The organism is Microbulbifer bruguierae (assembly GCF_029869925.1).
GTDB lineage: Bacteria > Pseudomonadota > Gammaproteobacteria > Pseudomonadales > Cellvibrionaceae > Microbulbifer > Microbulbifer bruguierae.
Genome location: NZ_CP118605.1, coordinates 3016618 through 3040270 on the forward strand (window position 1 = coordinate 3016618; position 23653 = coordinate 3040270).

Below are 23653 nucleotides of genomic sequence, written 5' to 3' on the forward strand. Positions count from 1 at the left end.
CATGAGCAGGCAGCCTCGCAACCGATTCTTTATCCTGGCATTAATGACCCTGGGTTTGATGCATGTCGGACTTTCGGCGGCGCAAACCCGGGAAGACAGCTCCGCGACCGAAAGCTCCTCTTCCCTTCAGTCTTCAGCCCTTCAGTTTTCAGCCCGTCAATTTGGCGAGCGCCAGCCGCAGGATCTGCCCGGTGGCAGCGAGCAGGTGGTGGTCGGTGCGGAATTTCTCAACCTGTACACCGGCCCGGGTCGCGGCTACGTGATCGATCACGTGGTGGAGTATGGCGAGTCCCTGTGGCTGTTGAAGCGCCGTACCGACTGGGTCAAGGTCATGACCCGCAGCGGTCGGAGCGGCTGGGCAAAAATTGCTGATCTCGACACCATCGTTACTCCGGATGGCGAGCCGCTGGCGGTGGTAAGCCCTGGTATCGACGACTATCGTGAGCAGAGTTTCCGGTTTGGCTTTGCCTACGGCGACTTCGAGGGTGCCAATGCGCTGGGGGTGTCGCTCGGCTATCGCTTTACCGGCAACCTCTCCGCAGAACTGCGCGCGACGCAGACCATCGGTGCCTACTCGGACAGTCAGACCTATCAGCTGGCGCTGTTGCACCAGCCGTTCCCGGAGTGGCGAATCTCCCCCTATTTCCTGCTGGGAAGCGGTATCAATATCACCTCCCCCAGTGCCACCATTGTCGCCACGGAAGACCGCCGGGATACCACCATGCTTACCGGTATCGGTGTGACCACCTACTTGTCCCGGCGCTTTGCCCTGCGCGCGGAAGTTGCCAATCACTACCTGCTTACATCGCGGGAAAATAATCAGGAGATAGTCGAATGGAAATTGGGATTCGACGTTTTTATGTAGCTTTTGCGGGCCTGTTGCTACCGGCGATATTTGCCGGGGCCGCGCTGGCGCAGGGCAGTGAGGTGATCGACGAAATCATCTCGCCGGACCTGGAGCGACGGGAGATTCGCGAGGCGAACATCGACAGCGAAGACTTCGAATTCACCGCCTATCTGGGCGGCATTATGAGCGTGGAGGATTTTGGCAGTAACCGGCTTGTGGGCGGCAGCCTCGCCTATCATATCAATGAAGATTTTTTTATGGAGGCGGGTTACGGCCAGACCGAACTGGGCGAGTCCAGTTACGAACGTCTCAGCGGCTCTGCGCCACTTTTGACCGACGAAGAGCGTGAGCTCACCATGTACAATCTTTCGCTGGCCTGGAATTTTCTTCCCGGGGAAATTTTTATTTCCGACAAGTGGGCCCTGAACAGTAATCTGTACCTGATCGGAGGTATCGGAAATACCAATTTCGCCGATGAAGAGCACTTTACCTACAACGTGGGTGTTGGCATCCGTATGCTGGCGCAGGACTGGCTCGCTCTGCGTCTGGATGTGCGCGACCACATTTTCGAACACGAAATTTTTGGTGAGCCCCAGACCACCAATAACCTGTCCGCCCAGCTGGGCATTTCAATTTATTTCTGATTTAACCGTTTCTATATAAGAACAACCGGAGAAACCCGATGCGCAATTTTATCGCCGCTCTCTGCACCAGTGCCGCTTTACTTGCCGGCGCACCCGCTATCGCCAGTGTGCCCGCCAGTGATTTCACCCTGGCCTCACTCAAGGATGGCAATCTGAAACTCAGTGAACAGCGCGGTGAAGTCATCATGCTGAATTTCTGGGCCTCCTGGTGCGGTCCCTGCCGCGAGGAAATGCCGCTGCTGGACGAACTGCACGCGCGCTATGAATCGGTCGGGTTCCAGGTGTGGGGTGTCAATGTGGATGCCAACCGCGACGATGCCCAGACGATGCTGAATAAAATTCCGGTGGCGTTTCCTGTGCTGTTCGATGCCGAGAGCAGTGTGAGCAAATTGTTCGGCGTCGATGCCATGCCCAGCTCGGTGTTTATCGATCGCGACGGTAACGTGCGCTATGTGCACAAGGGCTACCGTAGTGGCGACGAAGCGGAGTATAAAAAAATCATCAAGGAACTGATCCGGGAATAAGTCATGTTCAAGCGCGCCTTACTTCTGTTGCCCCTGTTTTCGCTGTTGGCTGGTTGTGAAACCGTGATGCCGGAGCCCTGGGTAAAGCCTTACGAACGGCACTTTCTGGCAGACCCGATCATGAGTTTTGAACGGGATCCGGTGGCGGCGGGATATATGAATCACGTGTATGAAGCGCGTGAAGCCGCGCGCGGCGCGGAAGGCGGAGCCGGAGGTGGCTGTGGCTGCAATTGACGGCAGAAAATATGTTGGCGCGCTCGCGCTTTTACTGCTTTCTGCATACGCCACAGCGGCAGTGCTTCCGGAAGAGCGCGCCGACACCATGTACCACTCCTACAGCGGTGGCGGTGTCACTATTGATGGGCCCTCGGTGCTGGTGCGCAAGAATATCGGCAACAAGGTTTCCCTGTCCGCCAATTACTATGTGGACATGATTTCGGGGGCGTCCATTGACGTGCAGGCCACTGCAAGCCCCTACAGTGAGCAGCGCGACGAATATTCCCTGGGTGCGGAGTACCTGGTGGACAAAACCACCATGAGCCTCAGCTACACCAATTCCAGCGAGGACGATTACCAGGCCGAGACCGTCGGTTTTGGTATCAAACAGGATTTCTTTGGCGATCTCAGCACTGTGTCCATGCGCGTCAGCCTCGGTAGCGACGATGTGATGCGCAATGGCGACGAGAACTTTCTCGAGCAGGCCGAGCACCGCCGCTACTCCCTGGGCTGGAGTCAGATTCTCACCACCAGGCTGATCGCGGAACTGAGCGTGGAAACGGTGGCGGACGAGGGCTTTCTGAACAACCCCTACCGCAGCGTGCGTTATCTCGACCCGGGTTCCGGCAGCGGCTTCAGCTACCAGGCGGAACTCTACCCCAATACCCGCAACAGCGATGCGGTAGCCCTGCGGGCCAAATACCGACTGCCCTACCGCGCTGCCATCAAGAGTGAATACCGTCGCTACGCGGACAGCTGGGGCATCAATTCCGATAATCTGGAATTGCGCTATACCCACCCACTGGAAACGGAAAACCTGATCCTCGAAGGCAAGCTGCGTTTCTACAAGCAGACCGGGGCGGATTTCTACAGTGATCTTTTCCCCTACCTGGACGCCACCAACTTCCGCGCCCGGGATAAGGAGTTGAGCGATTTCAGCAGCACCGCCATCGGTATAGGGGCATCCTATCTGCTGCCGGAACGTTGGTCGCTGTTCGAGCGCAGGAACACGGTTAACCTGTACTGGGATTACGTGCTGTTCGACTACGACAACTTCCACGATGTCCGGGTGCACAATGGTGATGGCGATGTCCTCCCGGGGGAGGAGCCGGCCTACCATTTCAACGCCCATGTCGTGCGGCTATTCTGGTCCATGTGGTTCTGATCAAAAACTGATTTACAGGGGCCGCATAGGCCCCTAAAGTTCGCCGCATTGCGGTGAGCACCCTCCCTGCTGGTGGCTCTTCCGCCACTGCCACGCCTTATCTGGCAGTGTTTTACTCCGAATTTTCTGCTCCTGTTTTTTACCCCGGGTGGGTTCCATGCTCAGTTATCGTCACGGCTTTCACGCCGGTAATTTTGCCGACGTGCTCAAGCACTACGTGCAGGTAGAAATCATTTCCTATCTGCAGAAGAAAGAAACACCTTTCGACTATATCGATACCCATTCCGGCGCCGGGCTTTTTTCCCTTGCGTCTGAAATGGCGCAGAAAAATCGCGAGTACATGACCGGCATCGGGCAATTGTTCCAACACTGTGATCTGCCCGGATTGCAAAACTACCTGCAGGTGATCGAGGGGCTGAATCCTGATGGCAACCTTCAGGTTTACCCCGGCTCTCCCATGATCGCGGCGCAGATGCTGCGGCCACAGGACAAGGCCTGGTTGTTTGAGCTGCATCCGAATGACGCGGAAAAGCTGCGTCAGAACTTCGCCCGTCGCCGCCAGTGCCAGGTGCGTGAGGAAGACGGCTTCAAGGGATTGGCCGCCCTGCTGCCCACCCGCTCCCGTCGCGCGCTGATTCTGATCGACCCACCCTATGAGCAGAAGGAAGACTACCAGCGGGTAGTGACGGCGCTGCAACTGATCCAGCGCAAAATGGCCAACGCCATCACCGCGATCTGGTATCCGGTGGTGGATCGCCGGCGTATCGATGTGCTGGAAAAACAGTTGCAGGCCTCCGGTGTCCGCAATATCCAGCAGTTTGAGCTGGGTGTGAGCGGCGATGCCGAAGGGCACGGTATGACGTCTTCGGGGATGATCGTGGTCAATCCACCCTGGACCCTGCGTGGTCAAATGGAGGCGCTGCTGCCGCCCCTCGCCGCTCAACTCAGCAGCGATGGCGGCAGTTACTACCGCTGCGAGACGTTGGTCACGGAATAGGGGATCGTTTCCTTGCCCACTGTGCGTCTTAACTTGTCACCCTGAGGATTATTGTTGTATGTTTTCCAGCCAAAACAATAATCAACCGGGCACGCATAGAAGCGGCAAATAGCGGCGTAGTTCCCCGCAAAGCTGCCATCGCGTAACCGGGACCTCACCTCAGGTGGGGATCAGCGATGACGAACTGCCTATGCTCAAGACCTGCTGCGGGTCTCTCACGCCCCTGCTGCTGGCGGCACAACTCTGTGTCATGTCGGCGGCCAATGCTGTGGATGGCGTTGCGGAAGCCATCGCAGAGGATGTCGTAGAAGGCGTTGTAGAGCGTGCAATGGAAAGCACCGCGAAAACCGCCGAAATAAATACCCCCGATTCAGCAGAGTCCTCTGCTGCCAACGCGCGCGCCGCGAATACATCTTATCGACTCCGAATCCCATCCCAGCCCCTGGACCAGGCACTGCTGGCCTTTTCCCGTCAGACCGGTCTTGCGGTGATGGTGAGTACCCAGCAGAACCACGCCGGGGACAATCAGGGCATCGCGGCACCGGCGCTGGAAGGTGAATTCACTGCGGAAGCAGCCCTGGAGCGATTGCTGGCGGACACCGACCTGCGCTACCGGCGGGTTGACGGTCAGGGCATCGTGATACTGCCGCCGAGCACCGCGATTACGGCGCCGCCACAGGGTGAAACCCTCGCCGACCAGCGCCCACTGCTCGAAGAAGTGGAAGTTGTGGCGAGCAAGCGTCGCACCAGTCTGCAGCGCACGCCGATGGCGGTCACAGCTATCAACGGCGGCACCCTGCGAGAGCGCAATATCGACAGCCTGCAGCAGCTGGCAGCGGAGGTACCCAGTCTGCAAGTGGCCCGCAATGGCGACCACACCGCGTCCATGCTGTATCTGCGGGGCGTCGGCTCCGACAATCACACCGAGGCCGGCGATTCCGGCGTCGCCACCCATGTGGACGGCATTTTCAGCAGCCGGGTACAGGGGTCGGCGGTACTGCTGTATGACCTGGATCGGGTGGAAGTGCTGCGGGGCCCCCAGGGCACGCTGTTCGGGCGCAACTCCACCGGCGGCGTTTTGAACTACCACACGGCGCGGCCCGAGTCGGAGTGGTCTTCCCGGATATCGCTGATCGTGGGTGACTATCGACAGCGCAAATTCACGGCGGTGGCCAATGCGCCGGTCACCGATAACTGGGCCCTGCGTTGGGCCGGGGTTTCCGAGCGCGCCGACAGTTACGTCGATTACACCGACGGATCCGTTTACGCCAGGCGCAGTGACCGCTACAACAACGCAGACCTGTTCAGCCATCGCCTCAGCTCCAGCTGGCAGATCAACGACAGCCTGAACTGGTGGTTGAGTTACGAGCGCTTCGAGGACCGCAGTGCTGGCAGCCTGCCACTGGTGGATTACTCCACCGCGGTAACCATCGATACCCCCGGGCGCACGCAGCTCGATCAGGATGCCCTGCGCAGCCGCGCCGAACTGCTGCTGCCCAGTGGAGTGTCACTGACGTATATCGCGGGTTACGGTCTGACCAGCCGCAGCCAGGACTGGGACGAAGACCGCAGCGGCGCAGTCGGCAGTGAAACCGACCCGGCGATCTACCACCAGAGCAACCGCACCATCTGGTCCAAATACCGCGCCCGCCAGCACGAACTGCAACTGAAAAACAGTGATGAAGAGCGCCTGCGCTGGCTGCTGGCCTATTTCAGCTTTTCTGAATCCAACGGAATCCGCTTCGATCTGGAGCATCAGGAAGCCGATGGCAGCGGTTGGGGAGGTGCCCCGGCGCACAGCTTCCAGCAACCAAACCGGGGGTCGCGCCTGGACGCGATATACGGCCAGCTGGATTTTGATATCAGCCCTGACTGGGAACTCAGTGCCGGCGCCAGGACTGGCCGCGACCAGCGCCACGATCGCGGCGGGCGCAATATCGCCTGCCCGGACCTGATCCGCAGCGACCGCGGGGGCGAGCTCGGGGAGATTGCGGTCAACCAGGCATCGGCGGCCGAGGGTCAGTGTTTTGTTGCCAATTACAACGATGTGGACCGCACCTGGCACAGCACCACGATAATGGCGCGCGTCACCTACCGCCCGGCGGATCAGGCCCTGCTCTACCTGCAGTATGCCGAGGGCTTCAAGCCCGGTATTGTCCAGGACGGTGCCACACTGGGCGGCAGCTATGATGGCGCCGATGACCCCGAGTTCCAGGCCGCCCTGCAGGCGCTGATCGCACAAAACAACGCCGGCGCCGCCTATGTCGGGCCGGAGACCAGCACCAATGTAGAGCTTGGTTTCAAGCTCGGCCTGGTGGATGGCGCGATGACCCTGAATGGCGCGCTTTTCAATACGCGCTACCGCGACCTGCAGGTTTCCGGACTTGCGGTGGAGGAGGATGGCACCGAGTTGATTCGCAGCATCAACGCCCCTTCCGCGACCATTCGCGGGCTCGAGCTGGAACTCAACTGGGCCACTACCCTGAACGGCCGTCTGAGTGGTTTCCTGTCCCTGCTGGACGCCCACTACGACCGTTTTCTCGCTGTAGACAATGAGTTCCCCCTGCACGGCCAGACCTGGAACCCCTCCGCGGACAACACGGATTTTCCCGACCTGGTGGATTTCAGTGGCAACCGCCTGAAACAGGTTCCCGAACTCAGTCTCGGTCTCAACTATCGCCACGAATTGCCACTTGGCAGCTGGGGCCAGGCTACCGCCAGGGTCGGCCTGCGCTATTCCGGGGACATGTATTTCGATGCCGCCAACCGCGGTCATCGCAGTGGCCAGCTGCTGGACAACCGCTCTGGTGAGTGGGCAGAAGATCCCGCCGGGCCCGCGCGCAATATCGATCGCCAGCCGGCCTATAGCCTGTGGAGCGCGGGACTCAAGTTCACACCCTCCGGCGGCAACTGGTGGTTAGACCTCTACGGCGACAACCTCACCAATAACGCCGTCGCCAACGATGTACACGAGGCGGATATCACCGCGCCTGAGTATTACTACGGCGCGCCGCGCACCTTCGGCCTGCGTGTCGGCGCGCAATTTCAGTAATCTGCAAATATTTCTCCTGCAGAGGGGACGATTGCGCGCTCTGGCCCGTTCTATCGACAAGAGAAGTAGATTCCAGCGCCCGTCAGAGGCGCCGCACAAACAAGAAAACTACAAAAACGATGGTGAAGAGAATCCATGGCGACAGCGTGGGCGAGCCAATTGGCGACCGATAGCGGCAAGGATCTGGATTACTACTACCGCGAATATCAGCAGGAACTGTGCCGGTACGCGGTGAGTAAATTCGGGTTGTCCTACAGCGAGGCGGAAGACCTGGTGCAGGAAGCATTCGCACGCATGGCGCCGCAGCTGCGCGAGGGTGATATCGAGCATGTGCGGGCTTTCCTCTACCGCTCAGTGCACAACGCGACCATAGATGCGTTGCGCAAAGGGCAGGTGAGGGAGAGTTATGCACAGACGGTACAGAGTGACCCCGAGCGCGAGCAGGACAACCTCAGTCCGGAGCGGGTTGCCGTCAGCCGCCAGTTTCTGGGGTTGATCAGTCGCGCCCTGTGGGGCATGCCGAACAAGCGCCGACGACTGTTATTAATGAATCGTGTTGAGGGCCTCTCCTACGCGGAGATCGCACGGCGAGAAGGCCTCTCAGCCACTGTAGTGAAAAAGCACGTAGCCAAAGCCCTGGCGGGTTGCCAGGAAGCGCTGCGCATGCACGATGGAGAACTGTGATGGCGACTGGTAACAGTCAGCAACGGATTGATATCCGAAAAGTGGAAACGGAAGCCCTCGAGTGGTTTCTGTTACACAGCGAACGTGAACTGGGCGACAGCGAACAGTTCGCGTTCGACACCTGGATGTCACAACTACACAACCGCGCCAGCTATCAGCGGCTGCAGCAGATTGACCGCAGTCTCGCTGCCATCGCGGCAACGGAAGAAGGTGCGCGCCTGCGTCAGCGCAGTGGCTTTGCGGGTGTGTGGGCTACCCTGAACAACTATTTCGGCATTGCGCCGATCTCCGGTTTCGCGTTTGCCTGTACCCTGATGCTCGCCGTCGGTGTTGCCTACCTGGCCCCATGGCACGGTGAACCCGCCCCCCGGTCCTATGCCTCTGAGTTGGCGCAGGTGCGCACGGTTATTCTTGAGGATGGCAGCCAGGTCACCCTCGGTGGAGACTCTGCCATTGAGACCGATTTCAGCGGCGAGCGGCGCCACGTGAAACTGCTGCGCGGACAGGCGTTCTTCGCTGTCGCCAAAGATGCATCGCGGCCCTTTCTGGTCAACGCGCAGGGTACGGAAATTCGCGTGGTGGGCACGCGCTTTGACGTCAACGCAGGCAGCCGCCTCAACCCTGAAGTGAAAGTGACGGTAGAAGAAGGGATCGTCGATGTTGCCCGCAGTCCGGTGCAGCCTGAAGACACTGCCCCGAAAGTACGCCTGACCGCCGGGCAGCAGGTCAGAGTCGACGCGCGCCAGCTGAGCCGCATCAGTACCGTCGAAAATACCGAAGTCGCAAGCTGGCGCCAGGGCAAGTTCAGTTACCGCGACGCGCCTTTGTCGGAAGTCGTGGCCGATGCCAATCGCTACCGCAAAGACCGCATCATCATCGGCACCCGCGAGCTGGAAAAACTGCGGGTAACCACTGCATTTACCGCGGACCAGGCGGACACCCTGGTAGCCATGCTGGAACAGTCACTGCCGGTGCGGGTGTTCAAGGAACCGGACGGGCGGGTGGTGATCTGGCCGGGGACGGTTGAGTAGTAAATTCACGGACAAGTACTGATAAATAAAAACCCGGAAATTCCGGGTTTTTTATTTATTATTTCAGTTGAAAAAATATCAGCTCATCAATTGCCGCCTCAGCCTGCCGTAATCAGTCAGGCGAATCTTCTCTGTCCTGACCGGTGTTCAAGCCGCCGGATTCAAAACGGCAGCGGCCCACTACATTTTGAAATGGGCGAAAGGACGTTTTATTCCTCAGTCTCAGCTTCAACCTCAGATGCTTCCTGCACCAGTGCGTCGGAAAGGCCGGCGATCAGGTTTTGCCCGTTCAACACCTGCAGGCTGGAATTCGCAAAGGCATCACCGAACGGCTCCACTTCCCCACCCAGGCAGTCCGCGAGGAAGGATTCGGTAATAGCGTAAAAGGACAGGCGGTTTTCCGGGCGGGTGAAGCCGTGCCCCTCATCCGGGTAATTCACATAGGTCACGGGAAGTTTTTTTGCCTCCATCGCCGCCACGATCTGATCCGACTCGGCTTTGATTACACGGGGATCGTTTTCGCCCTGGCCAATCAGCAGCGGCACCTTGATTTGATTGACCTTGGAAATCGCTGAACGCGCGATCATTTCTTCCCGTTGCGCTGGGTCGGAGGGGTTGCCGACAAATTTGTACCAGGTACCCGCAAGCCAGGGCTTCCAGTAATCGGGGAAGGACTCAATCAGGGTGGCAAGATTGGATGGGCCAACAATATCGACCCCACAAGCAAAGGTGTCGGGTGTGTGGCTTACGCCAATCAGGGTCGCATAACCGCCGTAAGAACCGCCCATGATGGCGACTTTGTTTTTATCTGCGATGCCCTGTTCCACGGTCCATTCGACCGCGTCGAGAAGATCCCGATGCATCAGGCCGGCGAACTCACCAATGGCTGCATTGGTGAAGGATTTACCAAAGCCGGATGAACCGCGGTAATTTACCGAAAGCACGGCATAGCCGCGATCAGACAGCCACTGGTGCCAGGAATTATAGCCGTATTCGTCGCGCGCCCAGGGTCCTCCATGTACCGTCAGCGCCAGCGGAACGGGCTGCTCGGGGATGCCGTCCATATCGCTGTCGCTGCCTGCCGGCAGGGTGAGATAACTGACAAGTTGCAGTCCGTCGCCCGCTTCAATTTCCAGCGCCTGCATGGGCTGTAATGGGCGGGTGGCGAGCGCCGGCTGGGTATTGAACAGAAGTCGCGCTTCACCTTTTTCACTGTCAAATACAAAGTAGCTGCCGGGTGTCTGCGGGTCATCGGCATAGACCACCCACTGTTTTCCGTCCGCCGTACTGCTCAAAATTTGCAGGCTGCCGCTAATCGCGGTGGACAGATCTCCGATTTGTTCCGACCCTGTGGTGCCGAGGCCGTACCATTCTGTTTTCAGGTAATTCACAGAGTAGGCTATCGGTGCGTGAGTTATTGGGTGTTGGAAGACCTTGTCGATACTGGCTTTATCCGACTCTGCGAGAACGGAGGTATCTCCAGTTTCGGTATCCAGTTTTACCAGCGCCGCCTTGTCGCGTCCGCTACTGTCCGTCAGATAAACGTGGCGATTATCTCCGTCAAAACCGATAACGTTGGAGTCCATCATGTTCTCGGAAGCAATAGTGAAAACCACATCACCAGCGTTATCTCCATGGACAGAAACCAATTCCAGGCCGCCGTCAGCCAGGTTGCGATAGCCGAGACGTGGCACCAGATTGTTATCGAGCAGCCAGTCTCCGTAACCGGGGTTTTCCATGACCAGCGTTTGCTTGCCACTGTCGAGGTCAATTTCGTAGATATCAAACAATTCGGTATTGCGGACGTTCAGGCCGACGGTGACGACCTCCGGGCGCTGGTAACTGAGACCCAGAATCTGGGCTTTGAAGTCATCGCCCATGGGGGTCAGGTCGACCACCTCTTCGCTCTCCAGTGCGACTTTGTAAAGGTGGTCATTTTCGTTGCCACCCTTGTCTTGCAGATAAACAAGTGACTTGCTGTCGGGGGCCCAGAAATATAGATGGACGCCCCGACCAGAGTCGGAGGTGATTGCGCGGGCGTTTTCGGGGGCATCCGCGGGAGCCACCCAGATATTCATCACTCCATCTACCGCTGCAACCCAGCTAATGCTTTTTCCATCGGGGCTGATGCGACCACGAAACTTTTCCGGATTGCCGAATAGTTCAGTGCGGGGAATCAGCTCGTTTTCTGTGTCTGTCGTTTCCGTACCCTCTGCGACCAATTCTTGCTGATTCATCGCAGTGGACTGCTGCATCTCAACCTGCTCGGCTTTGTCTTCTCGCTGACAGCCAGCAACAGAACCGAGTAACAATACCACCACCAGCCAATTTGCCTTGCGCATGGCCTGCTCCTTTGTGTGTTTATTGGGTACTGCTTTTTGGAGAACCGGTAATCATCCATCGGCCCGGTTCCGAACGGGTTAAGTTAGCACCGGGAACACTAGGCTAGCTAGGGCCGGGTAGGCTGACGTTCGGCGATATCTAGCTTTCTGGCGAAATGGAGGTGGAAATTTGCGTCGGAAGCTGTGATTTCAGTCGGAATAAAATTTATATCGTTGTTATCGTGGCAAACCAGAGAGCGGCGTGTGTCGGGGTTATCACAGTGAAAAACTGCTGTGTAGACAGGCGGGCGGTGGAAGGCTGGAGATTGCAGGCAATAAAAAATAGCCCGGAATTTCCCGGGCTATTTCTTTGTGGCAATGAGATGGAGAGATCAGCCCTTCCAGAACTGCCACCATTTCTTACTGTGTTCTTCGCGCGAAGCCTGTCCCTGTTCAGAGCCCTTGCCCAGCTCTTTACGCTCCTGCTCTAACTTCTTGTCTTGCTGCTTTTCCAGCCCTTTTGGCTTCTCTTCGGGCAGCTTGTCTTCTGGTATTTTTCCGTCGGGCTTACGTGCCATCTTGTCCATCTTCTTGCCGTCATGCTGCCCGTCGGCGTGTTCGCGCTTGGCTTTCTTTTCCGCAAACGCGCGCTTTTCTTCCTCGCTCAGTCGATAGGGCTCAGCTTTTGCCTCAACCTTTTTATCGCCACCGTGGGGCTGTTTCTTGTCGTGATGAACTTCCATCTGCTCGTGTTCGTGCTTTTTCTTCTCAGGCGCTGCCGGGCTGTCGGCAAGGGCAGGTACAGCAACGGCGATGGCGGTGATTGCGGCGAAAAGGGTTTTGTTCATGTGAGCTCCTGGAGCTTGGGAGTAGATGGTGGGGATATTGCCTTGTTCAGGCTGAAATGTTTCTTAACTTCATCACGATATATACAACGGTTTGTTGAAATTGGCGTGGGTTGTAGAGATGGGAAACAATCAGAATAGGCTTTGGGAAGCAGCGCTTTACCCTTCGGGTGTTTTCGGAAGGCACAAAAAAGCATATGGCCCCAGAGGTGGAAGAGTCGTAATAGCCTAAGGGCTATTACGACCCGGCGGGCGTCGCGCTGAAGCGCTCGTTGCAAATCGCTGGCGCGATTAGTGGAACCACATCGGGCGGTGGTAGTGTCTCGAGTGCGTCCATGCACTTGGCCCTTCGGGTGCCTTCGGCAGCCAAAAACGCTCCGGCGTTTTGTCAACCAGTCCTCGGCACCATACAAAAGCCGCACCCTTTCGTGAGCGGCTTTTGTATGGTGTCCAGAGGCGGAATCGGAACATTTTCTGGCCCTCCTTTCATGTCTACAGGTCAGATGGTTGATATCAGTGGTAACCGTCAAATAGCGAAATCTTTAAATTGCAAGTGAGCTTTTTCATCTCCTAGGAGGGATGACGAATATTGCGCATTAATTATCCCTTTTACTCAAAGACGCCGCTCTCGAAAAAATGCCGGAGGCTGAAGCCACCACGCGCGTGTCTAATCACGAGATCGCCAATACCCTGTTTGCCCTCGTACTAAATGATGAAACATGCCCCGGGGCTAAAGCCCCCGAGGCTTTTTGGCGATACAAGCAGGCCTACTCGGCGAGTTGAGCGAAACAACAACCTGCTTCGGTAAAAGTCCGCACAGGTGGGGTGCCGGAATTTAGATGTGATGGGAGGCTCGGTTGCATTGAGACTTGGGTCTCAGTATTATCGCTAAATTCATTTAATGACATTTGTCTAATCTAATTTGACATTTCCTCACCAAAGGAAAGGTGATGCGCAAAATACTAATAATTCTTAGCGCTCTGTTGGCGGCTGCCTGCGCCCCCCAGCAAACCGAGCCAGAGACACTGACTGGGAACTGGATACTGACCGCCGCCAATGGTGTGCGCTACCCGGTGCAAATCCGCCAGCTGTCCGGCGACCGGATTGTCGTGGTGGCGGATAAGGCGTTTCTGTCCGGGCGCTATTCCTATGCGGCAGGGCGGATGGCATCGATCGCGCTACATCAGCCCGGAGTCAAGGCGGTGGAAATGCGTTCGCTCGAAGGCGGGCGATTTCTGGTCACCCGGGCCCCGAGTGCCGCGCGGTTTGGCTTCCAGCTGCAGGACGCCATTTTATCCCGTGCGGATCGCGACGGCGGCTGGGGCGGATGAGAGCCTTCTTTTTGCTGGCCCTCATACTGTGTGCAAGCGTGCGGGCCGACGCTGAGACGACTCTGCACTACGCGGGATTTTCGTATCTCGGTCGCGCGGAGCTGATCGAAAAAAATTTCCCTTACACCCACTCTGTCGATGCGTCCCTCCCGGGCGGTTCGCGCTTCGATGCGGCGCTCGCGGAGAAAATGAAACGCGTACAGCTGGCGGACTATGGGATCGCCGTCGGCAAGCTGGCCTCGCTGCAGGATCAGGATGCGCTCGGACTCACCCTCGCGCTAGAGTCTGAGATGGTGTCGGTCGAGCAGCTGGCCGGTCAATACAAGCTGCTGATTCAGCTGTCGGCTCAGATCCTGATCTTCGATTACGCGGCGATGAAAATTGTCGCTACCTACCCCATCGATGTGCAGTTCAACGACCTGCTCGAAAATGCCCCGACCTACGACGATATCCGGCAGCGATTTGAGAGACTGTATTTTGGCGATGCCGAAATCAACCTCCTTAACCTTTTTGTGGATCGTTTGGGCCAAATCACGCCAAACCGAAAACACCAAGGGTTTATAAAGGTGGTTAATGTGGCGTTGTCGGAGCAGGCGTTGACGTGGTCGGCGGAGCAGCTGTCCCCGCAACAGCTACGCCAACTGCTTGGCCAGTCATTCACCCGCAACTTAGCGGTAGAACAACAGGTGTCGGTGCTTCCCTACAGTAAGGGACACGCGGTTGGCAACAAGCTGGCACTGCAGTACGCCAGCGGCGATGCCTACATGATTGAAATTCCCGAGCCGGACTATGCGGTGGACATCGAGCTCAGGGGCCTGAAGAAAAAACACTACAGCAGTGGCGCGTCGGGCGAGGCGATTATTTACGCGGCACAGGGCCAGTTCACTTTCTACGAGCCGTTTAGCGGCACGGTTTTTTATCAGGGCCGCCTGCACCACGCGGTGGTCAAGAAGGTGCCTGCCGGCCAGCAAAGCATTGCGGATTGGCCGAGTTTTCGCGAAAGCATCCTCACACTTTTTCAGCAGGTTACCCGCCAGCTGGAAGAGCCGGACCGGAAGTGGTTTGAGAAGCACTCCGGCGGTACCGGCAACTACAAGAGTTTTCAGTCTCTGACGGAGGTCATCACCCGATGTCGATAGCCCGCATTGTTTCACTCACCGGCGCTCTTCTTTTCAGTAGTGGCCTGTTCGCCGAAGTCAGCACCAAGGGGGTTGGCGAGATCAACTATCGGGATTGGAGCAAACCCTCACCCGAGGAGATGGAGGCGGCAAAAAAAATGGCCGCGCGCGCGGCCCTGTCGCGCTGGGCATCGAGCCAGGGGGGCAGTTTCCTGAAAAATTACGAGACTGTCCGCGACCATTTGGAATCCAATCTCCCGCAATACGTGCTCGGGACTAGTGTGCTTAGTGAACAAACGGATGAGGATGCCAGGTCGTACAGGGTTGTGCTCAAGGTAATTCTTGACGATGTAAAAATTAAAAATCGCATCAGCGACGCGTCGGTAGTTTCCAATGTCGACGCCGCGGACAAGTCGTATATGACGTTCGTGTTTGTTGCCCGACGCCAGGTGTCAGTGCAGCGGTTTGATGAAAAAATTTACAAGCGCCAGGACGCCTCCAATTCCGAAACCGGGGGTGAGAGCGAGCAGTACGGGAACGCGGGGGGACAGTTTTCCTCTGAAACCAACACCAGCCAAAAGGTTGTCACCGGCGGCAGCGCCACACAGCAGTCGGACAAGATTCACTATGCGGTGACCTCCTCTCGGGAGATCAACACCGCCATGAGCCAGATTTTCAGCAGCTCCGGATTCGAGGTGGTCGATGCAGACTTTCTGGAGGAGGAGACCGCGGGGCTGCTTTCCGTGGAAGCATTCAAACAGGATTTCAGCGTGGGCCAGGACGTCAGCGGCGCAACGCGCCGGGACGCGGTGAAAGGCGCAAAGATGGTCGACATCCCCTATCTCGCGGTGGGGACACTGGACATCGGAGTAAAAGAGGCAGACTCGGCGTCCGGACTGGTGCGGGTCAATGTGATTGTCACCGGCAAAATGCTCAGCCTGGAAAAACGATTCCCCAAAACCATCGCCTCGGTTGGGCCGGTGGTGTACGCGGGGATAGGCCCCAACCAAACCGTTGCCGAGCAAAATGCCCTGAAAATGGCCTCGGAGGCCGCCGCCAACGAACTGGTTAACCAATTAAACGCAAAAGCCGTGATGTAACCCTAAAGAGGATAATAAAATGAAGTTGATTGCTGGAATTGCCCTGATCTCTTTGGCCGCGTCGGTCTCACTCCCGTCGCACGCCATCGGCCCTGGTGATCTGAAAAAGTTCAAGGAGGAGACGGCCGCCACTGCGCCGTCCGGAGATATTTATGCCACCCAGGACGGGCTGGTCAAACAGTTCTCCATCGCTTCCCACGATATCGGCGTGGCCCAGATCGGTTTTGCGGAAGCGCTTGGTCTCAAACAGGAGGCCGCTGCGCTGCGTGAGGTGATCGAGGCGGAGAAGTCGGGCGCTGTGATGGAAAAAGACGCGATCCAGCGGTTCACCGAGCTTTCCAGTGCCACCAACAAGAAGATCGAGAAGCAGGTCGCTGAGGGTGGCGAGCTGAGCGCCGAAGCGAAAGACAAATACGCCGCCGCGTTTCTCCCGCTGTTTAAGGGGCTGTACGAATCCAAAAAAATTGGCGGAGAGGCCGAGACCTTTATCAGCAGCGCCAAACAAACCATCAGCTCTGCGTCGATGATGGAGAAAATGAAGGTGACCAAGAAGCTGTCCTCCGGCATGTACGTCGCCAAGGAAGTGCCGGGGTTCACCAAGCAACTGTTTGATACCTCCAGCCTGCTGTTCTCCTACGCCAAGGACCAGTCCATTGCCGTGCCGGCTGACCCCACGGGCGAAATCAACTTCGACTAATCCAACGATACAAGCGGCGCCCAGGCGCCGCTTTTTGCGAGGCTATCGTGAGAATTCTATCCCTTACAGGGTTGCTGTTGTGTATCGCGCTCGCGCCGTTGCATGCGGGCGCGGCGGCCGAGCAGGTAGACATCACCACCACCGGCGAGGGACCGAGCTATGCGGCGGCGCTGAATAACGCGTTGGTCGATGCCATCGGCCAGGTCAACGGCAAGATGATGACGTCGACCAAGGTGTCGCTCACTGTATCGGTTTCCGAGGTCCGCAACGACGACGCCGACTACTACGCGTCCGAGGGCTACCAGTCGCAGGTGCGCGAGCAGACCCAGGGCGCCATCGCCGGCTACCGCATCCTGGATGCGAGTGAGACGCATGGCGGCTGGCGGGTCGAGGTGCAGACCACGGTTGCCCGGTTCCAGGCATCGCCGTCCGCGTCCCGCAAGCGTATCGTCATTGCGCGCGGCGAGGCGGCGCCAGACGCCTTTACCATTCTGGAGACGCGGATTTCCGGCCTCGAGGCGTCACAGCGTATGCAGCAGGCGGTGGCGGACGCGTTGACCGGTACCCGCAAGTTTGCGGTGCTGGATCGGAATAACGACCGGGTGCTGGCGAAAGAGCTGGACCTCGCCCTGTCGGGGGCATCGCCGGTCAGCGAGGCTGCCCGTCTCGGCAATACACTGGTGACGGATTTTATTCTAGTCGGCCGGCTGGAGAGCCTTGGCTTCGCCACTCGCTCCCGTAAGATGCGCACCTCCGATCGTACTCTGGTGTCTGGTAGCGGCGCGATCCGTTACGCCTATCAGCTGATCGAGGTGGCCACCTCCCAGGTGTTCTTCTCCGATACGGTCAGCGTCTCAATCCGCCACCAAGACTTACCCCCGGCCAGCCGGGACAGCGCCGAGGCCATCAGTACCGCCCTCCTCAACCGCGCCGCCAGCGCGGTGGTCGGCAAGCTGACCCAGCAGATTTACCCCATCGTGCTGATTGCCCGCAGCGGCGACCAGGTGATTTTGTCTGAGGGTGGGAAATCCTTGGCAGTCGGAAGCCGCTGGCGGGTCTACGAGCGCGGCGAAAAGCTCTTCGACCCGTACACCAAGGAATTTTCTGGCTACGCGGAGCGCCCCTTCGGCACGCTGCAGGTTACCCGGATCGCCCCCAAACAGAGCTATGCGGTGATGCTGAGCGGCGGCGACCGGCTGCCCGATCCGATCCCCGCCCGCACCTATGTGCTGCGGGGGGAAATCCCCGTGCAGAAATCCACCCCGAAATCCAACACACCGGCGGTCGACGACCGCGATGATGACAACTGGTAGGAGAGGCAGGTCACCATGAGCAGATTACCGATCAAGCGGATGCTGGCAGCGCTGGCACTGTCCGCGGGCGCCGCGGTCCAGGCGCAATCTCCCACACCCCTGACGGACGCGGATGTGGCCGAGATTAACGAGGCGGCCGCCCCGGTGTTGAGTGCAACCGAGGAGGTCGAAGCGGCCATCGAGCAGTATTTTGCGCGCAAGAACGTCGTCTCGGGCGTGCAGGATGCTCGTGGGCGCACCTACTATCAGGCGATTGAGCGGGTGTCCGTCAGCCCGTCCAGCCCGGCCTGGGTCAAGGCACGCCAGATCGCATACGAGAAGGCGCTGCTGAAGGCGCAGAGAAATTACGTGTTCGATAACATCGGGCGCAATGTGGTGGAGACCGAGCGCAAAGTGCAGTCGGACAACTCCAGTAACGCGCGGGTGTTCGAAGACCGGAAGGTTTCCAGGTCACAGCTCGGGTCGCTGTACGACAAGGCGCTGGCGCTAACCGGCGCCAAGCTGGATGCGCTGCTGGAGGACGCCGGTGTCGACCCGTCGGCCTACGCCCAGACGCCGCGAGCGGAGCGCAAGCAGCTGTTTCTCGACAGCTACATCAAGACCTCCGTACAGCGGGCCATGCTTGACAGCGCCGGCCTGCTGCCGGTGCAGACATTTGACGGTAGCGACGGCAAGGGCAATCACGCGATTGGTGTCGTCATGTTGCGGTCCGACAAGCTACAGCAGCTCGCCAGCGATATGTCCCTACAGCGCGCGCCGCTGTTGACCGCGACCAAGGGAAAGCCGGTGTCGGCCTATGTGAACCTGCCTCTTGAGACACTGGCGAGCCAGTTTGGTGTGCGCGTGGTCTTCGATGAGTGGGGCCGCCCGCTGGTTCTCTCCTACGGCCAGTGGGGATACCACTATAACGGCAAGAGCGACCGGCTGCGCGAGCGGGAGCGTGCTCACGCGATCGAGATGGCTGACGCCGCCGCGACCGATGCGCTAACGACGTTTATGAAAAGCAAACTGTCCTACCAAAAGGAGAGCACCGTCGGCGAGTCCATTAGCAATGTGCTGACCCGGCAGGGCGATGAAATCACCGAGGAGGATGTGACCGCGGTGATCGACCGCATGAATATGGCGGTTAAGCAAACCGCCTCGGCGCGCCTCGCCGGCACGCGCACGGTGAAACGCTGGAGTTACAAGCATCCCTACGGGCACGAAATCATTGGGCGCGTCAAAGTCTGGTCGATGGCGGGGGTCGAGCAGGCCAAAGACATTGCCAGCTTCAAGCCGTCCGCGAAGCCCAAGGGGGGACAACCGGCCCCCGCGTCGGGCAAGGCCGGTGTACAGTCGGGTTCCAGTTTTGACGACGAGGCGTTTTAACTTGAGGCGCCACCTGAGAGGGAATGCCGTGGGCCTCAGCTTTACTGGGACGGCTTGATGTACAGGGGAAGTAGAGTTTTATTCTTATGTGGGTAAGAAATGGAGAAAAAGCGCTGCAACCACACCTGTAATCACGCATTGTGGGTACGCTGAGAGTGGACGTGAGTCGTTCTGAGAAAACAAAAAGGCCAATAAACCTCGCGGTTACTGGCCTTTGAGCGAATCGGAGAAAATCCCATAAGTGTAGATTGTGCCCAGAGACGGAAGAATCAGAACAGCCTAAGGGCTGTTCTGCCCCTGCGGGCTTCGCGCTGGCGCGCTCGTTGCAAATCGCTGGCGCGATTAGTCGAACCACATCGGTGGTTCTCATCCGGCCTCCAGGCAACGGATACAAAAAAAGCCCCATCCTTGCGGATGGGGCTTTTTTTTGTATGGTGCCCAGAGGCGGAATCGAACCACCGACACGGGGATTTTCAATCCCCTGCTCTACCGACTGAGCTATCTGGGCTTTGCTGGTCTCGGGGTTGTCCCCGGCAGCGAGGCGCGTATTAAACCTGCTCTTCCGGGGGGAGTCAACCCCTTGATTGATAAATAGTTTTTAGGGTTTGTGAGCGGTCGCTTACCTGTGGCGGTTTAACGCTGTTCCGGCGCCACGGGGGGCTTACTTTCCTTCCGGTACGAAGCCTTCCGCTGCGTCATAGTCCTCGCCGCTGAGGAACTTGGACATCTGGTCACTGAGGTAGGCGCGGGATGAGGGTTCCATCATGTTGAGGCGTTTTTCGTTGATCAGCATGGTCTGGTGGGCCATCCACTCTTTCCACGCTTTGGCGGAGACGTTCTCAAAGATGTCCTGACCCTTGGGGCCGGGGAAAGGCGGGTTGGGGAGGCCTTCCAGTTCTTCCTGGTATTTGCGGCAGAAGACGGTGCGGGACATGGTTTCTCCTAACATTTCTAGCACGGGGCCAACAATGGCTCCCGAAGCGCCACGAGCTGTTTCACCAGCTTGGCAATGGGCGCCGGCAGTCCGAGATCCTGTCTGGACCTGGGCCGGTCGAGCTGGCGCAGTTTATACCAGCCGCTGGCTCCTTCTGCCACCCGCGTGGGCTTCAGGGGCAAACTTATCCACACCGGGTGGATATCCAGGTGGAAGTGGCTGAATGTGTGGCGCAACAGCGGCAGTGCCTGTATCTCGCGGGCATCCAAATCTTGCGCCGCCAGCCATTCCTGGGCACTGGCTTCGCCGCCGTCATCGTCTTCGAGCTGTGGTGGAATCCACAGGCCGCCCCACAATCCCGTCGCCGGGCGTTGCTCCAGATACAGCTCGCCGTCGTGTTCGATCAGCAACAGGGTAGTCTGGCGCTCCGGCTTTTCCTTTTTCGGCTTTTTGCCGGGATAGTCGGTGGGGTTGCCCTGGGCGCGGGCGACGCAGTGGTTCTCGAACGGGCAGCGCTGGCACGCCGGGCGGGAGCGGGTGCACAGGGTTGCGCCCAGATCCATCATCGCCTGGGTGTAATCGCCGGTGCGCTCGGCGGGGGTGTAGCGCTCGGCAATTTCCCACATCGCATTGGCGACTGCGGTCTGACCCGGCCAGCCCGCCACGGCGTGAATGCGGGCCAGCACCCGCTTGACGTTGCCGTCCAGGATCGCTGCCGGCAGTCCCATGCTGATCGAGGCGATGGCGCCGGCGGTGGAGCGGCCGATACCGGGCAGTTCCGTCAATGCCTCTACATCCCGTGGAAACTTTCCACCATGCTCACTCACCACCGTCTGCGCACATTTGTGCAGATTGCGCGCGCGGGCGTAGTAACCGAGGCCACTCCAGTGGGCCAGCACCTGGTCCTGGCTGGCGGCGGCCAGTGCCTGCACCGTGGGGAAAGATTCCATAAATCGCAGGTAATAGGGAATTACCGCCGTCACCTGGGTCTGCTGCAGCATGATTTCCGACACCCACACCCGGTAGGGATTGATGTCCTGCTGCCACGGCAGGTCGTGGCGGCCGTGCTGGTCGAACCATTTGAGCAGGGCCTGCTGGAAGCGGGCGGGGGTCTTGGGCTTGATGGAAGGATTGATTGGCATGAGCTGAAACGAAAATGGGCACCGCGAAGGGTGCCCATGCTAACGGGATAGGACGGAGAGAGATAGCCCGCCTTATTCGTAGGAGCCTGCTTGCAGGCGAACGGTTGATTCCGCGGGGTTGTTTGTTCGCCTGCAGGCAGGCTCCTACGAGGGTGGTTGTTATGGGGTTGACTCCGGGGGCGACTCTTCTTTGTTGTCGCGATTGAACAGGCCTTTGAACTTGTCTTTGAGCTTGTCCTTGAACTCCTCGGTTTTCTCTTCAACCTTGTCGCCGTACTTCTTCTCCGCTTTGTATTTCAGTTCGTCGCGGATCAGGTCATCCAGGCGGCGGCTGTCAGGTTTGCAGGTGGTGGCGCCGGCCTCGGAGAATTTCGCATTGCAGCGCAGCGGCAGGGCGCGGTTGCGCCAGCGATCGTTCTGCACCGAGCAGCCGTTGCCGGAGGTTTTGTCGCCGACCAGGGCTAGGCCGAGAGCAAAGTCGAATTTCTGTTGTTCCAGGTCGACGGTGCCGTCGCCGCTAAGTGCGATGTTTTCGATGCCGGCATTGATGCCTTCCACCTTGGCGATGTCGCCAGTCAGATTCACACTGGCGCGCAGATCTTGCAGGCGGGTCTGTGCGGGCCACTCTTTTTCCGGCAGTGTGGTTTTTTCCGCATAGCTCACCAGCTGGCACATGCCCTTTTCCAGGTTAAACGGTGCCAGCGCCAGCTCCTTGGAATTGAGCTGCACTGCGGCGCGCAGGTTTTTCTGCAGGGCCAGGGTGTCTGCGCCGTTGGTCTGGCCGACCCAGGTGAGGTCGGTCTTGCCGGACAGGGTGACCTTTTTCTGGTCGGCGGCTTCCGGTTCGTCACTGGCGAACAGGGCTTCCTGCACCTTGGATATTTCCACGCCGGTGAGGCCGCCGCTGAGTTCGCCGCGGGCGCTATTGCCGCGGGCGTTGAATACACCGGTACTGTTCAGGGTCCCGCCGTACAGGCCCGCGGCCAGTTTGTTCAGCTGGTACAGGCCGTTGGTTACATTTACCGCGAGCTGGGGTTTGTCGATGTCGAAATCCAGTGCGTGCAGCTTATCCAGGGTCAGGTCCAGTTTGGCGTTGAAGCCGCGCATGGACTCCAGTGGCAGAGACACCGGTTGGGCCGCGGCTATGTCGGCGCCGAGCTCATTCTCTTCCGGCGTGGCGACTGGGGGAGGTAGGTAGTCATCGACGTTCAGATCGCCGCCCTTGAGGTTCAGGGACACACTGGGAACGTCTTTTGCCGAAGAGGCCGCTTGATAACTGGCGCTGCCGCTGAACTTGTTGTTATCCAGCACCAGCTCCAGCGGTTGCAGGCTCATCTGTTTGTCCGTACCGCTGACGTCGGACTCGATGTGCAGGTTTTTCAGGGCGCTGCTGCTCTGGGGTGTGTATTCACTGCCCACGGCGGCGAGCCAGCCGGTAATTGGTGCCACATCCAGGTTGAGGTTCAGTTGAATCTGCCAGGGTGCCTCGGCCTTGGCGCGGCGCACATTGCCGCGCAGGTTGATTTCTGCTTTCGCGCCTTCGGCGCCGGTCAGTTTTATGTTGGCCGGCTGCAGGCGCAGGCCGTTCAGGCCCTCGTCAATCGCGAGGCTGCTGTGGATATCCACATTGACCGGCTCGGGAAAATCGCTCCCCGTCAGCTCCGCGCGCAGGCGCACGTCACCGGGCTTGCCACCGGGGACCACGTTGTCGGCAGAAATATGCAGTTTGCTGATGGCATATTCACTGCCGGCCTGTTTGTCGACATAGCGCAAGACGCCGTCTTCCAGGCGCAGTTGCTCCAGTGCCAGTTCCAGTCCGCCACTGCCGGCCTGCTCTTCCTTTTGGGGGATATCAAGAGTGGGTGGGGTTTCCTGCGTCTGCTGCTTGTCCAGTTTGGCCTTGGCTTCGATGGCATCGGTAATCAGCTCCCAGTTGCCTTTGCCGTTCTGGTCCACGGTCAGTTCCACCTGGGGGCTCAGCAGGGTGATTTCTGTGGCTTCGATGCGCTTGTCCAGCAGTGGCATCAGTGCGACGCCTACGGCTACTTTTTCCGCTTCAAGCAGTGACTCGCTGGGCAGAAGTAGTGGCGCAACTTTCACACCCTCCAGCTTGAGCGCGATATTCGGCCAGATCTGCCAGCCGATATCGCCGTCAAGGGTCAGGGCGATTCCCTGATCTGCGGCAAGCTGCACGATTTTAGGCTTGTACTGGTTGGCGTCGAGGCCGGACAGGAACCAGGCAATGATGCCGGCGAAGAGGGCAAAGAGAATAACGAGGGTAATCAATCCGCGTTTGATCCAGGCCATACAGTGGATGTCCTTAT

The 23653-nt window shown here is 58.5% G+C and carries 20 protein-coding genes and 1 tRNA gene; 15 read left to right on the forward strand and 6 right to left on the reverse strand.

Going from position 1 to position 23653, the window contains the following annotated elements:
- The first annotated feature begins 1 nt into the window (after position 1).
- From PVT68_RS12620 to PVT68_RS12660, 9 genes are all read left to right on the forward strand, one after another.
- Positions 2-865, forward strand: a complete 864-nt coding sequence (locus tag PVT68_RS12620; RefSeq protein WP_280318584.1) for an SH3 domain-containing protein — start codon at positions 2-4, stop codon at positions 863-865.
- Entirely contained in the window at positions 835-1491 is a 657-nt protein-coding gene (locus tag PVT68_RS12625; RefSeq protein ID WP_280318585.1) for an outer membrane beta-barrel domain-containing protein, read from the forward strand. The genes PVT68_RS12620 and PVT68_RS12625 overlap by 31 nt, the downstream gene beginning before the upstream one ends.
- Positions 1492-1529: 38 nt before the next feature.
- Positions 1530-2015: a TlpA family protein disulfide reductase gene (locus tag PVT68_RS12630; protein ID WP_280318587.1), complete on the forward strand. Its 486-nt coding sequence runs from the start codon at positions 1530-1532 to the stop codon at positions 2013-2015.
- A 3-nt stretch (positions 2016-2018) separates the two neighbouring features.
- Positions 2019-2249 (forward strand): DUF4266 domain-containing protein, encoded by a 231-nt coding sequence (locus PVT68_RS12635; protein ID WP_280318589.1) that lies wholly within the window; start codon positions 2019-2021, stop codon positions 2247-2249.
- A gap of 88 nt (positions 2250-2337) precedes the next feature.
- Positions 2338-3396, forward strand: a complete 1059-nt coding sequence (locus PVT68_RS12640) for a DUF3570 domain-containing protein (RefSeq protein WP_407666152.1) — start codon at positions 2338-2340, stop codon at positions 3394-3396.
- A 157-nt stretch (positions 3397-3553) separates the two neighbouring features.
- On the forward strand, positions 3554-4393 hold the full coding sequence (locus tag PVT68_RS12645; RefSeq protein ID WP_280318590.1) for a 23S rRNA (adenine(2030)-N(6))-methyltransferase RlmJ: 840 nt from the start codon (positions 3554-3556) through the stop codon (positions 4391-4393).
- 190 nt (positions 4394-4583) lie between these two features.
- Positions 4584-7445: a TonB-dependent receptor gene (locus PVT68_RS12650; protein ID WP_280318592.1), complete on the forward strand. Its 2862-nt coding sequence runs from the start codon at positions 4584-4586 to the stop codon at positions 7443-7445.
- A gap of 135 nt (positions 7446-7580) precedes the next feature.
- Positions 7581-8129, forward strand: coding sequence for an RNA polymerase sigma factor (locus PVT68_RS12655; protein WP_280318594.1), 549 nt, complete (start codon positions 7581-7583; stop codon positions 8127-8129).
- Positions 8129-9160, forward strand: coding sequence for a FecR family protein (locus PVT68_RS12660; RefSeq protein ID WP_280318596.1), 1032 nt, complete (start codon positions 8129-8131; stop codon positions 9158-9160). The genes PVT68_RS12655 and PVT68_RS12660 overlap by 1 nt, the downstream gene beginning before the upstream one ends.
- Positions 9161-9369: 209 nt before the next feature.
- Here the strand turns inward: PVT68_RS12660 and PVT68_RS12665 are convergent, their stop codons facing one another.
- Together PVT68_RS12665 and PVT68_RS12670 are read right to left on the reverse strand one after the other, a co-directional pair.
- Positions 9370-11502 carry a S9 family peptidase gene (locus tag PVT68_RS12665; protein ID WP_280318598.1) on the reverse strand — a complete coding sequence of 711 codons (2133 nt, stop codon included), beginning with the start codon at positions 11500-11502 and terminating at the stop codon, positions 9370-9372.
- 371 nt (positions 11503-11873) lie between these two features.
- Positions 11874-12329, reverse strand: coding sequence for a hypothetical protein (locus PVT68_RS12670; protein WP_280318599.1), 456 nt, complete (start codon positions 12327-12329; stop codon positions 11874-11876).
- A 947-nt stretch (positions 12330-13276) separates the two neighbouring features.
- On the opposite strand from PVT68_RS12670, the gene PVT68_RS12675 reads away from it, so the two are divergent.
- Genes PVT68_RS12675 through PVT68_RS12700 form a run of 6 tightly spaced genes read left to right on the forward strand, consistent with a single transcriptional unit; the run spans position 13277 to position 19253 of the window.
- Positions 13277-13657 carry a hypothetical protein gene (locus PVT68_RS12675; RefSeq protein ID WP_280318601.1) on the forward strand — a complete coding sequence of 127 codons (381 nt, stop codon included), beginning with the start codon at positions 13277-13279 and terminating at the stop codon, positions 13655-13657.
- Between the two features lie 11 nt (positions 13658-13668).
- On the forward strand, positions 13669-14796 hold the full coding sequence (locus tag PVT68_RS12680; RefSeq protein WP_280318602.1) for a hypothetical protein: 1128 nt from the start codon (positions 13669-13671) through the stop codon (positions 14794-14796).
- Entirely contained in the window at positions 14787-15875 is a 1089-nt protein-coding gene (locus PVT68_RS12685; RefSeq protein WP_280318604.1) for a hypothetical protein, read from the forward strand. The genes PVT68_RS12680 and PVT68_RS12685 overlap by 10 nt, the downstream gene beginning before the upstream one ends.
- Before the next feature lie 19 nt (positions 15876-15894).
- Positions 15895-16572 (forward strand): hypothetical protein, encoded by a 678-nt coding sequence (locus tag PVT68_RS12690; protein ID WP_280318605.1) that lies wholly within the window; start codon positions 15895-15897, stop codon positions 16570-16572.
- A 47-nt stretch (positions 16573-16619) separates the two neighbouring features.
- Positions 16620-17885, forward strand: a complete 1266-nt coding sequence (locus PVT68_RS12695) for a CsgG/HfaB family protein (RefSeq protein WP_280318607.1) — start codon at positions 16620-16622, stop codon at positions 17883-17885.
- A gap of 15 nt (positions 17886-17900) precedes the next feature.
- A complete protein-coding gene (locus tag PVT68_RS12700; RefSeq protein ID WP_280318608.1) occupies positions 17901-19253 on the forward strand; it encodes a DUF6844 domain-containing protein in 1353 nt (450 codons plus the stop codon).
- Between the two features lie 432 nt (positions 19254-19685).
- Here the strand turns inward: PVT68_RS12700 and PVT68_RS12705 are convergent.
- From PVT68_RS12705 to PVT68_RS12720, 4 genes are all read right to left on the reverse strand, one after another.
- Positions 19686-19761, reverse strand: a tRNA-Phe gene (locus PVT68_RS12705).
- Between the two features lie 153 nt (positions 19762-19914).
- Positions 19915-20187, reverse strand: a complete 273-nt coding sequence (locus tag PVT68_RS12710; protein WP_280318610.1) for an oxidative damage protection protein — start codon at positions 20185-20187, stop codon at positions 19915-19917.
- A gap of 17 nt (positions 20188-20204) precedes the next feature.
- Positions 20205-21329 (reverse strand): A/G-specific adenine glycosylase, encoded by a 1125-nt coding sequence (gene mutY / locus PVT68_RS12715; protein WP_280318611.1) that lies wholly within the window; start codon positions 21327-21329, stop codon positions 20205-20207.
- Positions 21330-21488: 159 nt separating this feature from the next.
- Positions 21489-23636, reverse strand: coding sequence for an AsmA family protein (locus PVT68_RS12720; RefSeq protein WP_280318612.1), 2148 nt, complete (start codon positions 23634-23636; stop codon positions 21489-21491).
- Between the last annotated feature and the right edge of the window lie 17 nt (positions 23637-23653).